Raw genomic sequence first — 13,360 nt, 5'->3', positions numbered from 1 at the left:
CGCGGCGACTCAGCGCTGCGCGCGCTCCATCGCGACCAAGTGATCGGCGATGCGCAGCACGTCGGCGTAGGTCTGGCCGCCGGTGACGCGGTACTTGCCGTTGACGATGATGGTCGGGGTGCTTTCCACGCCGCTGCTCTTGGCGAACTGCATGCCGCGGGCGATCTGCGAGTTGGTGCCGAAGCTGTTCATCAGCGACACGAATTCCTTCGCGTCCACGCCGTACTTGGCGTACCACTGTGCGATCTGCGCCGGGTCCGCCGGCGGCTGGCCCTCACCCGGCAGCGCGCGCTGCAGGTGGATGGCGGCGAAGACGGCGTCGTGGGTCTTGTCGACCAGGCCCTTGGCCTGCGCAGCGTAGAACGCCTTGCCGTAGGGCTCCCAGGTGTCGCGGAACACCACCGGCACGTAGCTCACGCGCACGTCCGCCGGTTGCTTCTTCTTCCATGCGGCCACCTCGGGCGCGAAGCGCGCGCAGCCGGGGCAGACATAGCCGAACACCTCGACCACTTCGATCTGGCCGTTGAGCGGCGCGTACGGCTGGCCGTTCGGGATGACGACATAGTCGGTGCCGGCCACCGGTGCCGGGCCCTGCGGCGGCACGACCGGGTTGGTATTGGCGGCCGCGGCGCTGTCGGTGCCCTCGGCCGGCGTGGCCGTGCCGGCGTCGGCAGGCGCAGCCGATGCGTCCGTTGCCGGCGCGGCGGTGGCGTCGGTCGTGGTGGCGGCGGGCGTCTCCGCCGCCGGGGTGGCGTCGGTGGCCGGCTTCGGACCACAGGCGGCCATCAGCGGCAGCAGCAGGGACAGCATCAGGACGTGGCGGGATTTCATCGCGCGAACTCCAATGGATCAGAGGAAAGAGGTGCCGGCATGGCCGGTTGAATCACATTCTGCATGGCGGCCGTGGCGGTCGCCATGACGGAATCGTCACTTGCGGCCGCGCTCGCGGGCGACCAGGCGTTCGGCGATCGCCAGCCTGTCGCTGTAGTTGCCGCCGCCGGTCACCCGGTACTTGCCGTTGACGATGAGCGTGGGCGTGCCTTCCACGCCGGCAGCGGCGACCCAGTCGCGCGCCTTGGCCAGCTGCGCGTCGACCTCGGGGCCGCGCAGGGCGGCCATGAACTTCGCCCGGTCCACGCCCTGGCTGGCATAGAAGCTGGCGATCTCGTCGGCGGACGCGTTCTGGATGGGCAGGCTGCCGGTCGCGTGCAGGGCGTCGAACACGGCCTGGTGGGTGCGTTCCTGCACGCCCAGCTGCTGCGCGGCGAAGAAGGCGCGGGCATACGGGATCCAGTAGCCACCGAAGGCCGCCGGGACCGGCGTCAGCTTGACGTCGCGCGGCAGGGTCTTCTTCCACGTGGCGAGGATGGGCTCCAGGTGGGCGCAGTGGATGCAGGTGTAGCCGAACACTTCGGCCACCTCGATCCTGCCCTTGGCCGGCGCGAACGGTTTGCCGTCCGGGATCACCTCGTAATCCCGCCCTTCGACCAGCGGGGTGGGCGCCGGCGGGGCGGCGAGCGTGGCGGCCGGCAGCAGGGCCACCAGGGTGATCAGCACGGGCAGCAGACGCGACACCATCGGCACTCTTCCTCTGCGTGCGACGCCCGGCGATCGGGCCTCGCGGAAAAAAGAAACGCCGGCCATGGTGGGGCCGGCGCGATGAACAGGAGCTTGAACGTGTGGCCGCGCGTGCGGCCGACGTCCGCGATTACTTGCTGCCGGCCTTGGCGGCGGCGATATCGTCGGCACGGGCATGCAGACCCTGCAGGTAGCTGGCCAGCGCCTGGATCTCCTGCTCGGTCAGCGGTCCGGCGACCTGCGCCATGATGTTGAAGTGCGCGGCGTCCTTCAGCGTGGTGGTGCCGGCCTTGTACTCGGTCAGGCGGCGCACGGTGTAGTCCTGCATCTGCCCGCCGATGTGCGGATAGGCCGGGCCAGGGTTGCCGGCGCCGGTCGGGCCGTGACAGGCCAGGCAGGCCGGCACGCCGCGCGCGGCGTCGCCGTTGCGGTACAGCTGCTGGCCGACCTGGTAGAACTTCATGCCCTTGTACGGACCGTCGGCGACGACGCTGTCGTCGGCCAGGCCGGCGCCGGACTTCTGGGTGGCGAAGTAAGCGCCGACATCACGCATGTCCTGCGCGCTGAGGGTCTGCGCGAACGGGATCATCACCGCGGCCATGCCGGTGTTGCGCTCGCCCGAGGCGAACAGCGCCAGCTGCTGGGCGACGTAGCGCTCGCTCTGGCCGGCGATGCGCGGGTACTGCGGGTCGGTCGGGTTGCCGTCGGCGCCGTGGCAGGCCGCACAGGCGGCCGCCTTGGTCTGGCCGGCCTTGGCGTCGCCCCAGGTGGTCTTGGCCAGGTTGATGTCCAGCGGCGCGGTTTCGACCGGCGCGTTGTCGGGCACGGGAACGACCGTGGTCTGTGCAAAAGCGACTGCGCCCACGGCCAACACGGCCAGTCCGGCAAGTCCCATAACGCGAGCGTGGCGCATGCTAAAGCTCCGAAACCCTTGACTGAGGCGGCACCCGGAGGGGCCGCGAAACCCGCGAATTATCGTCGCGGCGGCCGCTTGCGGTCAATTCAGCACTGCGGGCGGCCCGGCCCGTGCGATCCTAGTGCCATGTCGAACCCCCTGAATACCGCCACCTACCTGCTCTCCGCCCACACCCCGCGCCAGTTGCCGGAGGATGGGGGATTCGAGGTGGCCTTCGCCGGCCGTTCCAACGCCGGCAAGTCCAGCGCCCTCAATGCGCTGGTCAACCACAACCGTCTGGCGCGGGTGTCCAAGACCCCTGGCCGCACCCAGCAGCTGGTGTTCTTCCAGGTCCAGCCCGAGCGCTACCTGGTCGACCTGCCCGGCTACGGCTACGCCAAGGTGCCGCAGGACCTGCAGGCGCACTGGCAGGCCTTCATCGATCGCTACTTCCGCACCCGCGAGGCCCTCAGGGGGCTGGTGGTGGTGATGGACATCCGCCATCCGCTGAAGGACTACGACCGTCAGATGCTGGGCTACGCCGTGCAGCGCGGCCTGCCCGCCCACGCGCTGCTGACCAAGGCCGACAAGCTGGGCCGCGGCCAGCAGGGCAACGCGCTGCAGGCGGTGAAGAAGGAGCTGTTCTCCGCCTTCGGCGACACCGTCAGCGTGCAGACCTTCTCCGCCGAGTCCAAGCAGGGCGTGGACGAAGCCCGCATGGTCGTGGGCAACTGGCTGGAGCTGTCCTGAGCTGATGCTCAGACACTGACGTGGAACAGGCGGCCGACCAGCGCCGCCGCCGCCATGGCCATGGCGCCCCAGAAGCCAACCCGCCAGGCGCCCCGCAGCACCGGCGCACCGCCCACCCACGCGGCCACGCCACCGGAGGCCAGCAGTCCGGCCAGCGTCGCCACCGTCGTGACCAGTACCACGCGGTCCGGCGGGGCCAGCACGGTGGTGGCGATCGGCAGCAGCGCGCCCACGGTGAAGGCCGTCGCCGACGCGAGCGCCGCCTGTAACGGCCGTGCGCGCAATGCCTCGGTGATGCCGAGCTCGTCGCGCAGGTGGGTGGCCAGGGCATCGCGCGCAGTAAGTTGCTCGGCCACCTGCCGCGCAAGACCCGGTTCCAGGCCGCGCTCCGTATAGATCTGTGTCAGTTCCGCCAGTTCGCTATCCGGCATCTCCTGAAGCTCGCGCGTTTCCACGGCCAGGTCAGCGGCTTCGGCATCGGCCTGCGACTGCACGGACACGTACTCGCCCGCCGCCATCGACATGGCGCCGGCAACCAAGCCGGCGACGCCCGTGATCAGGACCGTGGACGCCGACGCGCCACTGGCGGCCACGCCCACCACCAGGCCCGACACCGAGACGATGCCGTCGTTGGCGCCCAGCACAGCGGCACGCAACCAGCCGACGCGATCGGTGCGGTGGCGTTCGTGATGGCGCAGCGTGGCGTTGCGGGGATGGCGAGGCATGCGTGCAGCGTACGCCTCCGGTGCCGCAAGCGTGCCCCTTCGCCTCCATGGATGGGATGCTGCGGCGTTCCGATGGCGATGAACGCGTGCGGGTGGTCACGCTATAGTGCCGGCCTTGCGACGCAGGGCCGCCGGCCCGGCACCGCACCCCCCTCGCGAGCCCCGCCCTTGTCCAGTCCCAGCCACGTCGCCGACACGCTGATCACCGACCGTACCCAACTGGTCGATTACATCGCGTCGGGCGAGAAGCCCGCGCAGGACTGGCGCATCGGTACCGAGCACGAGAAGTTCGGCTTCCGCCTCGACGACCTGCGCCCGCCCACCTTCGACGGCGACCGCGGCATCGAGGCCCTGCTGAAGGGCCTGACCCGCTTCGGCTGGGAGGCGATCGAGGAGAAGGGGCGCGTCATCGCCCTGTCCAAGGACGGCGCCTCGGTCACGCTCGAACCGGCCGGCCAGCTGGAACTGTCCGGCGCGGCGGTGGAAACCCTCCACGAGACCTGCGTCGAAGTCGGCACGCACCTGAAGGAAGTCAAACAGGTCGCCGACGAGCTGCAGGTCGGCTTCCTCGGCATGGGCTTCCAGCCCAAGTGGCGGCGCGACGAGATGCCGTGGATGCCCAAGGGCCGCTACCAGATCATGAAGGCGTACATGCCCAAGGTCGGCCAGCTCGGCCTGGACATGATGACGCGCACCTGCACCGTGCAGGTCAACCTGGACTACGCCAGCGAAGCGGACATGGTGAAGAAGTTCCGCGTGTCGCTGGCGCTGCAACCGATCGCCACCGCGCTGTTCGCCGATTCGCCGTTCACCGAAGGCAAGCCGAACGGCTACCAGAGCTACCGCTCGCACATCTGGACCGATACCGACGGCGACCGCACCGGCATGCTCGACTTCGTGTTCGAGGACGGCTTCGGTTACGAGCGCTACGTCGACTACCTGCTCGACGTGCCGATGTACTTCTCCTACCGCGACGGCATCTACCACGACGCCAGCGGGCAGAGTTTCCGTGATTTCCTCAAGGGCGAGCTGCCCGTGCTGCCCGGCGCGCTGCCGACGCTGCGCGACTGGTCCGACCACATGACCACCGCCTTCCCGGAAGTGCGGATGAAGAAGTTCCTGGAGATGCGCGGCGCCGACAGCGGCCCCTGGAGCCGCATCTGCGCGCTGCCGGCGTTCTGGGTGGGCCTGCTGTACGACGATGCCGCGCTCGACGCGGCATGGGACCTGGTGAAGGACTTCTCGCTGCAGGAACGCCACGCGCTGCGCGACGGCGTGCCGACGCACGCGCTGAAGTTGCCGTTCCGCGGCGGCACCGTGCGCGACCTGGCGCGTGAGGCGGTGAAGATCGCCATCGGCGGCCTGCAGCGCCGCGCGCGCCTCAACAGCAAGGGCGTGGACGAAAGCGGCTTCCTCGACGCGCTGGTCGAGATCGTCGAGGCGAACGAGACGCCGGCCGAGCGCAAGCTGGCCCTGTTCCATGGCGAGTGGAAGGGCGACATCGACCGCGTGTTCCGCGAGTTCGCCTACTAGGGCAGGGTACCAGCGTCGACGCTGTCCCGGGTCGCCGCACTTTCGCGTTGTTCCCCTGAAAGCCACCGTGCAGGCCCCGGCCTGTCCGGCCACAGGGGGCTGCGGCGGGATGCCGTGGCATACAGCGGATCTCGCGAGCGACGCATGGATCAGGTACCGGTCACCCAGTTGCTGAAACGCGCGCGCGAAGGCGACGTGCGCGCCGCCGATGCGGTGTTCGCCAGCCTGTACGACGAACTCAAGCGCGCCGCGCACCTGCAGTTGCGCCGGCACCACGACCCGCTCGATACCACCGTGCTGGTGCACGAGACCTATCTGAAAATGGCCACCGGCGAGCGCCTGGCCGCCAACGACCGTGCGCACCTGCTGGCGATGTCGGCCCGCGCCATGCGGCAGGTGCTGGTGGACCACGCGCGCATCGCGCACGCGCAGAAGCGCGGCGGCGGCGTCGACGCGCTGACCCTGACCGCGCGCCTAGGCGGGGACGAGCGGGCGGTGGTCGAAGTACTGGCGCTGGACGAACTGCTGGACGCGCTTCAACAGGCCGACGCGCGTGCCGCGCAGATCGTCGAGCTGCGCTACTTCGGCGGCTATGAGGAAACCGAGATCGCCCAGATGCTGGGCCTCAGCGAGCGCACCGTGCGGCGCGACTGGCGCACGGCGCGGGCCTTCCTGCTGGCGGAACTGGGCAAGTGAGCGACGCCGGCATCGAGCGCCGTCGGCGCGCGCTGGCCCTGTTCCGCGAGGCCGTCGAGATCGCGCCGGCCGAACGCGAGGCCTGGCTGGACCATGCCTGCAGCAACGACAACGCGCTGCGCGCAGCGGTCGATGCGCTGCTGGTGGCGGATGCGAGCGGCACCGAGCCGTTCGCAGGCGATGCGCTGGCGTGGGGGCGCGCCTTCCAGGACGACCATGGCGACGTCGCGCGCGACGCCCTGGTCGGCCGCAGCATCGGGCCGTGGCGCATCACCGGCATTCTCGGGCATGGCGGCATGGGCGCGGTGTACCGCGTCGACCGCGATGATGGCGCGTACACGCAACATGCCGCGCTGAAGCTGATCCGCGCCGGCACCGATTCGCAGGCCGCGCGCGAACGCTTCCTGCGCGAGCGGCAGATCCTCGCCCGCCTGCGGCATCCCAATATCGCCACCCTGCTGGATGGCGGCATCAGCGGCGACGGCGATCCGTGGTTCGTGATGGAACTGGTCGACGGCCAGCCGATCGACCGCTGGTGCGACGCGCGGCAGCTGGGCCTGCGCCAGCGCATCGTGCTGTTCCTGCAGGTGGTCGATGCGGTACGCCATGCGCACCGCAACCTGGTGGTGCACCGCGACCTCAAGCCGTCCAACCTGCTGGTGGACAACGAGGGCAGGGTGAAACTGCTGGACTTCGGCATCGCCAAGGAACTCGCCGACACGCGCGCCATGACCGTCGACCGCGCGCTGACGTTCGAGTACGCCTCGCCGGAGCAGCTGCTCGATGCGCCCATCACCACCGCCACCGACCTGTGGCAGCTGGGCGTGGTGTTGCACCGCCTGCTGACCGGCGCGCATCCGTTCGGGGTGACGCGGGAAACGCCGGTGGCGCACCAGCTGCAGCAGCTCGAGCGCGAACCCGAGCCGCTGACGCGCGCCGCAGCGCAGGCCAGCGACGACCAGGCGTCGCAGCGAGGTGGGCATTCCCCGGCATCGCTGGCGCGCGCACTGCGTGGCAGTCTGGCGCAGATGGTGCAGGCCTGCCTGCGTCGCGATCCGGGCGCGCGCTATGCCTCGGCCGACCTGCTGGCAAGCGATCTGCGCGCGTGGCTCGATGACCGGCCGATCAGCGCAGTACCGCAGCCGCGTGCCGATCGCGCGCGGCTGTGGCTGCGACGCAACCGTGGCCTGGCCGCTGCGGCCGGCATGGTCGTGCTGGCGCTGTTCGCCGGCACCGGCGTGGCGCTGTGGCAAGCGCATGAGGCGCGCGTACAGGCGCGCATCGCCGAGCGCGAGTCGGAGAGTGCGCGTGCGACCCTGGCCTTCCTCGCCGACACCTTGGCAGCGGCCGCACCCGAACAGGCGATGAGCACCGAAGTCAGCGTGCGCCAGCTGCTCGACCAGGCGCGCGCCAAACTCGACCAGCGTGCCCTCGATCCGCAGGTGAGGCAGCCGCTGCAGCGGATGCTGGGGCGTCTCTACCGCTCGCTGGGCGACGATCAGCAGGCCGTCGTCCTGTTCTCGGCAGGTCTCAAGGGGGTCGCGCCGCAGACGCGCGAGGAGGCCCTGGCGTTGGCGGACGACCTGGTCGCCTATTCCGACGAGTTGGGGGATCTGGAGCGCACCGCCGAGTCGCTGGCCGCCGCCGAGCAGGCCGTTGCGTTGCGCCAGCGCTTCGCACCGGACGACGCCGAACAGCAGCTCCGATCGATGGCGCACCTGACGCTGGGTCATGTGGAGAAGTACGGCCTGGAGTGGTGCCGGAAGCGGGCCGAATCCTCGCTCGCCTTCGCCAAGCGCATGCCGTCGCCGCCTGCGGACGTGGTGCTGGATATCTATTCGGACATCAGTACTGCCGCCAATTTCCAGAACGACCGGCGGCGTCTGTTGTCGGTGAGTCGCGAGGGGCTTGCGTACGCGGACGCGCACGGCATCGCGGCGGACTCGCCGGTGCGACGGACGCTGGTGCGGAGCCTGGTGTCCGGGCTGATCCTGGAGGGCAAGCCGGCCGAGGCAGAGCGCGTGGTCCGCCAGGCCATCGCCGCCGCCGAGAAGACCGGCGGCTATGGCGGCACCAGTGCGACGGTGTGGTACCAGACCCTGGCTGACACGCTGATCGGCCAGGGTCGCTACCGGGAGGCGCGTGAGGCCACCGATCGCAGCTATGCGCTGTCCAGCCAGCATGGCGAGGGGCCGCGCAACCTGGCGATGGCGCTGGCCAACATCACCGCCATCGACATCATGTACGGCGACTATGCGGCTGCGCTGGTGCGCTCCACCCAGGGCATCGCACGCCTGGACGAGGCGGGGGTCTCGCCGGATGACAACTTCCGCCGCACGATCGAACGCGTGCATGCGCGCGCACTGGTGGCGAATGGTGGGTTCAAGGAGGCGGCGACGCGGCTCGACGATCTGCTCGCACGTGCGAAGCGGCTGGATGGCGAGGCCTCGGACGAGTACGCGCAGGTGCTGGGCGACCAGCTGAACCTGTCCCTGCGCACGCGGGACGCCGCGCGGGCGGCGCCGCTGCTGGCGGAGCTTCGCACGCGCACGGCCCAGCGCGGGGTTCCCGACAACCACGAGCAGTTCGGGTACTTCTCTGCGATGGAGGCCACGCTCGATCGTCTGCGTGGCGATGCCGCCGCCGCCGAGCAGCACCAGCGGGACGCGCTCCAGCGATTGCAGGCCAGCGCCAGTGACGTCGATGTGGCGATCGCGCGTGCGACCCTGGCCGGCGATGTCGCGGCGCGCGGCGACCGAAAGGAGGCGCGCCGGCTGCTGGACCAGGCACTGCCGGTGATGCGCGAGACGCTGCTGCCCGCCGAACGGAACCGTCTCGACGCGGAGGCGCTGTCGTCGCGCCTGCAAGGCTGACGCACCGCCGGACGTTGCGCTATTCGGCGCAGGGCGCGATCGGCGTCAGCGTGTAGCGCTCCGTGCCGTTGTTGCAGCGCGTACCCATCGGCGTCTTCACGCAGCCGTTGCCGGTGCCGGTCATGCGGCCACCGTTCTCGTCGGCGGACACGGAGTACGTGCCGCTGCCATACACCCCGACGCCACCCATGTTGCCCTGGTAGGTGTAGGAGCCGCCCTCGTCGCTGCCGGGCGTGAAGGTCACCGTATTGCCGCTGCCGCTGATGGTGAACGTCTCGGCGAGGTTGCAGATGGTGCCGGTGCCGTGGAAGTAATCGAGACCGCCTTCCGCGGAGTAGGCCTGCGGACGCTTGGTGTCGAACTCCAGCGTCGCACGGCCGACGCCGCGCTTGCTGCGCGCTTCGAACGCGATGGTGGCCTCCTCGTTCTTCTTGTCAGGACCCGCATAGGCGTACTTTGCGTCGGCCGGCACCTTGCCGCCCGCTGGCTGCAGGCTGGAACCGCCGCTCAGGGTGGCTGTTACCGTACCGCCGGCCGGCGCGCCGTCCGACTTCGCGCGCGGAATCGCTTCCAGATCGAACGCGGTGCTAGGGCGGATGCCCTTGCGCTTGCCGGGATTGCTGGTGACCTTCAGCTCCACGCAGCGGCCGCTCTCCCACGGTCCTCCGCCCTGGCCGACACCGCGCAGCATCATCTCGGCGACCATCTGCAGGTAAAGGAAGGACTGCTCGGCCAACTGCGCCGCGTGCTTCACCTCATCCATGCGGAAGATGCTGAAGCCGCTATGGTCGCCGAAATCCTCGTAGCCGCTGCCGGGCGCGCGTCCATAGCCCATCCTGACGTCGAAGGACTGCGGCTTGCCGCCGACCGTGCCGCCGGCGGACATCGTCATGCTCGCCGTCGATCCACCGTTGTCCTGGATCAGGTGCGCGTCGTTGTCGAGGAATCGCTCGAGCTTGAATTCGCTGCGCACATGTCCGCCGGCCCCGGCCTGGCCGACGACGTTCATCTGCGAATCCACGTTCAGCGTCACCGTCAGCTTGCCTTCCGCATCCGGACAGGCGTCGATGTGCACCTTGATCTTCATCTTGCCGGACAGGCCGTCGGTGGCCTTGCCCTCGAATTCCAGCGTCTGGTCCAGCGAGCCGTCCGCACCGAAGTGCAGTTCCGCACCGCCCTTGCCGTCCTTGTCGGCGCCCAACTTCACCGGCCCGGCCTTGGCCAGCTCGGCCAGCTGTTCGTCCGACATGGTCTGCACCGCGCCATTGACCATGCCGCCGGCGATCAGGCCACCGAAGGCGCCCACCGCCAAGCCGGTGAATCCGGCATCCAGGCCGCTGCCATCGAACGCCGCGGGGATCATCCGCGGCACATCGGCCTGCGCGCCGCGCAAGGCGCGCTCATTCTGTTCGCCCCATGCCTTGAGCGCCGCAACCGCTTTCGCTTCGCCACCCAGTGCATCGACCATGCCCGTGGCTTCCATCACGCGGTAGTGCACCAGGTAATCGAACAGCGTCATCTTGCGAAGCGTCGTGTCGGGGTCCGAGGTGCGGAACGCATCCATCTGCGCGCGTGTCGGCATCAGCCTGGCACGATTGTCGGCGACGCCTGCGCCGCCGGATTCCGCCTCCGGGCGCGAGCAGGCGGCGACCATGCAGACCGTGAACGTGAGGCAGGCGAGGAGGCGGGTCTTCATGAGCGTATACCGGCAGGGGTCAGCGTTCGGAGGTGGTGGCGAGCAGCGTGCGGGTGTCGGCTGCTCTGAGCTTCAGCAGCGCCACCCAGTCCTGCCGGTTGAGGTTGCAGTGCACGGGTGCGTCGGGGCTGCACGGTGCATCGCCCGCGACGCGCGTGGGCAGGTCGGCGAAGCGTCCCTGCGCATCCAGCCGCAGCATCCGCAATGCGACGGACTGCTGCACGTTGCCGCCGACCAGCCAGGCCATGCCGTCCTTTGCGGCCACCACGATGTCGCAGTGCATCGGCAGCCCTGCGGCATCGCGGTCCAGTACGCCCAGCAGTCCCGGGTGACCCATCGCACGCGGTTGCCCGCGCACGTAGCACAGCAGATCGCCAGGTGCGGGAGGCGCCTGCTGCGGCGCGACCAGGCGGTAGGGACCGGAGGACGATCGCGCAGCCGCGCGCACGTAGTCCACATGCCTTGATGACGCGGTGAAGCCCGGTATCCCCGCCTGCCGCATCACCCACGACACGAACGCCGCCGACCACGGCGTGTCGACCACGAAGCTGCGGCATGCCGCGCCAGCGTTGCCACAACCACCCGCCAGCCCACTGCCGTTCCAGTACGTGGCGACCTTGCGCCAGGCCTGCGTGCCATCGGCCAGGGCATCGTTCTCGGCCTCGTACACCGCCTGCCCACCCGCCCGGCCATCGGCGTCGATGAACGTGCGGAACCACGCATGGTTTTCCTGGCAGGCGATGGCGGCGATGCGGGTGGCGACATCGGTCGACGCCGTCTGTGTGCGCAGCTGCGGACAGGGATCGGTGGCACCGGCGGTCGGCGGGTACCCGAGGAGGGCCAGGGCGAACAACAGCAAGAGCGTGGGTTTCATCGGGTGTCATCCATGGCGGAGGCCGGCAGGCGCACGGCCTGCCGATGTCGGGATCAGAAGTTGCGCAGCAGGCCGCGCAACAGCTTCTTGGCGCCACCTTCTTCCTTCTTCTCGGGGTCCTGCTTGCCGTCGCCTTCGTCATCGCCGGTCGGCATGCCGCCCATGTCGCCGAAGTCCATGCCCAGCATCGCGACGGTGGTCGCCTTGGTGCGCACGCGCACGTTCCATTCCGGATCCCAGGGCTGCTTCGGATCCGCGGGCTTGGGAGGCCACACGATGTTGGTTTCAGGGCCGTAGGCGATCATGTTGAGCGAGGCGAATCCGCCCTCTTGTCCGCTCTTGGCGGTAGCCTTGAAGATCCCCTGTGGAATCGCGCAGTTCGTCGTGCCTGGCGCGAGCAGCACTTTCTGCTTCAGCCATTTGTCGATGTACGACCCGGTCAGATAGTTCACCAGTTCGTGTCCCGCTCCGGGTACCTCGGCGCTGCTCCACACGGTGAAGTTGCGCTCGTCCTGCATCGCGATCGCGTTGAGGAAATAGGCCCTGGCGCGATCGACCGGTTGCCAGCTCAGGGCGATGCTGTCGGTCAGTTCGCCCCGCGTCTGCAGCGCGATCTTCGGCATGAAGTCCGCGTTCTGCCCCAGATCGAACTGCAGGGAGGCGGGCACGCCGTCGCCGGTGATGCGGTGCTGGCCCACCATCGACGACCGCTCGCCGACGCGGCGGCTGTTCTTCTGGTTCGGCCACAGCGCGTAACTCGGATTCACATCGATGTCGCGGTCGGGAACGAACAGGCCCGGTGCGATCGCGCCGTCCTGCTGGAACTGCCCGTTCCTGATCTTCAGCGTCATCACCTTCGGCTGGCCGGGGCGCACGGTGGCGCTGCAGCCCCAGTACTGGCGGATGGTCACTTCGATGTCGTGCATCTCGGGATTCTTCGGATCCTCGACGTCCTTGCCCGGCGGCGGCGGCAGCAACGACAGCAACTTGCCCACGCCCAGTCCTGCCGGCACCGCCTGCTCGGCCGGCATGCCGGGCTTGAGCCGGTTGTGCAGGGCGATGTCGAGCACGCGGCCCTGGGTGGCCGGGATGTTCCGAGACTGCGGATAACCCTGCGGCCCCTTCTCGCCGCCCATCATCCGGCCGGCCAGGCCGCCCAGTGCGCCCAAGTCCGGCATGCCGGCCATCGAGTGCGTGGCGACATCGATCCAGACCTGGGTTTCAGGACCGGCGGGCGGCGCGCTGCTGGCGGGCAGGGCGACGATCAGCGCGGTGGCGAGGACGGGTTTGAGTGGCGGTCGGCGCATGGCGGCAAGTTCCTGATGAAGGCGATGGGGTGGTATGCGAAGGAAGGCATCCACAGGGGACACGCACCGGGCACGCCGCGCCGGTCGCCGTGCCGCTTTGCCCCGACGGACGGACCCGCATATACTCCCCCCCACTATCAGGAAGGCCGCCGTGCCCCACTCGCCCGACGACAAGAAGAAGGCCCTGACCCGCGTGCGCCGCATGCGCGGCCAGCTGGACGCGCTGGGGCGCGCCCTGGAAGAGGGCGCCGACTGCGGGCCGGTGCTGCAGCAGCTCGCTGCCGTGCGCGGCGCGGTCAACGGGCTGATGTCGGACATCCTGGAAAGCCACCTGCGCGAGGAGTTCGCGCATCCGGCCTCGACCCCTGAACAGCGCGAGACCGGCATCGATACCGCCATCGCGCTGGTCCGTTCCTATCTCAAGTAAGCAGGA

12 protein-coding genes are annotated in these 13,360 nt (G+C 69.5%); 5 read left to right on the top strand and 7 right to left on the bottom strand.

Features of this window, described 5'->3' with window-relative positions; translation table 11 throughout:
• Positions 1–9 precede the first annotated feature (9 nt).
• From ASD77_RS04655 to ASD77_RS04645, 3 genes are all read right to left on the bottom strand, one after another.
• Complete coding sequence (locus ASD77_RS04655) at positions 10–831, bottom strand: thiol:disulfide interchange protein DsbA/DsbL (protein ID WP_055938012.1); 822 nt, start codon at positions 829–831, stop codon at positions 10–12.
• 96 nt (positions 832–927) lie between these two features.
• Positions 928–1,578 carry a thiol:disulfide interchange protein DsbA/DsbL gene (locus ASD77_RS04650; RefSeq protein ID WP_156383467.1) on the bottom strand — a complete coding sequence of 217 codons (651 nt, stop codon included), beginning with the start codon at positions 1,576–1,578 and terminating at the stop codon, positions 928–930.
• Between the two features lie 130 nt (positions 1,579–1,708).
• Positions 1,709–2,491 (bottom strand): c-type cytochrome, encoded by a 783-nt coding sequence (locus ASD77_RS04645; protein WP_055938005.1) that lies wholly within the window; start codon positions 2,489–2,491, stop codon positions 1,709–1,711.
• A gap of 129 nt (positions 2,492–2,620) precedes the next feature.
• Between ASD77_RS04645 and yihA the strand changes: the two genes are divergently transcribed.
• Positions 2,621–3,223, top strand: a complete 603-nt coding sequence (gene yihA, locus ASD77_RS04640) for a ribosome biogenesis GTP-binding protein YihA/YsxC (RefSeq protein ID WP_055938002.1) — start codon at positions 2,621–2,623, stop codon at positions 3,221–3,223.
• Positions 3,224–3,231: 8 nt separating this feature from the next.
• Here the strand turns inward: yihA and ASD77_RS04635 are convergent, their stop codons facing one another.
• Entirely contained in the window at positions 3,232–3,921 is a 690-nt protein-coding gene (locus tag ASD77_RS04635; protein ID WP_200947385.1) for a VIT family protein, read from the bottom strand.
• Positions 3,922–4,116: 195 nt separating this feature from the next.
• Here ASD77_RS04635 and ASD77_RS04630 point away from each other — a divergent pair, with 195 nt between their 5' ends.
• The 3 genes from ASD77_RS04630 to ASD77_RS04620 all read left to right on the top strand — a co-directional run bounded on the left by ASD77_RS04630 (position 4,117) and on the right by ASD77_RS04620 (position 9,050).
• The gene (locus ASD77_RS04630; protein ID WP_055937996.1) at positions 4,117–5,481 is read left to right on the top strand and encodes a glutamate--cysteine ligase; all 1,365 of its coding nucleotides are present in this window, start codon (positions 4,117–4,119) and stop codon (positions 5,479–5,481) included.
• Positions 5,482–5,625: 144 nt separating this feature from the next.
• Positions 5,626–6,177 (top strand): ECF-type sigma factor, encoded by a 552-nt coding sequence (locus ASD77_RS04625; protein WP_055937993.1) that lies wholly within the window; start codon positions 5,626–5,628, stop codon positions 6,175–6,177.
• Entirely contained in the window at positions 6,174–9,050 is a 2,877-nt protein-coding gene (locus ASD77_RS04620) for a serine/threonine-protein kinase (protein WP_055937989.1), read from the top strand. Before ASD77_RS04625 ends, ASD77_RS04620 begins: the two co-directional genes overlap by 4 nt.
• Before the next feature lie 19 nt (positions 9,051–9,069).
• On the opposite strand, the gene ASD77_RS04615 is transcribed toward ASD77_RS04620, so the two are convergent.
• The 3 genes from ASD77_RS04615 to ASD77_RS04605 are packed head-to-tail and all read right to left on the bottom strand — an operon-like array spanning position 9,070 to position 12,927.
• The gene (locus ASD77_RS04615; protein ID WP_055937986.1) at positions 9,070–10,746 is read right to left on the bottom strand and encodes a hypothetical protein; all 1,677 of its coding nucleotides are present in this window, start codon (positions 10,744–10,746) and stop codon (positions 9,070–9,072) included.
• A 19-nt stretch (positions 10,747–10,765) separates the two neighbouring features.
• Positions 10,766–11,620, bottom strand: a complete 855-nt coding sequence (locus tag ASD77_RS04610) for a DUF2272 domain-containing protein (RefSeq protein WP_055937981.1) — start codon at positions 11,618–11,620, stop codon at positions 10,766–10,768.
• A 53-nt stretch (positions 11,621–11,673) separates the two neighbouring features.
• A complete protein-coding gene (locus tag ASD77_RS04605; RefSeq protein ID WP_055937979.1) occupies positions 11,674–12,927 on the bottom strand; it encodes a hypothetical protein in 1,254 nt (417 codons plus the stop codon).
• Positions 12,928–13,078: 151 nt separating this feature from the next.
• Between ASD77_RS04605 and frmR the strand changes: the two genes are divergently transcribed.
• Entirely contained in the window at positions 13,079–13,354 is a 276-nt protein-coding gene (frmR, locus tag ASD77_RS04600) for a formaldehyde-responsive transcriptional repressor FrmR (protein WP_055937975.1), read from the top strand.
• Positions 13,355–13,360: the final 6 nt, after the last annotated feature.

It is taken from the genome of Pseudoxanthomonas sp. Root65, from assembly GCF_001427635.1.
Classification (GTDB): Bacteria; Pseudomonadota; Gammaproteobacteria; order Xanthomonadales; family Xanthomonadaceae; genus Pseudoxanthomonas_A.
Note: the sequence above shows the minus strand (reverse complement) of the source record. Positions and strands in the feature narration are given on the sequence as shown.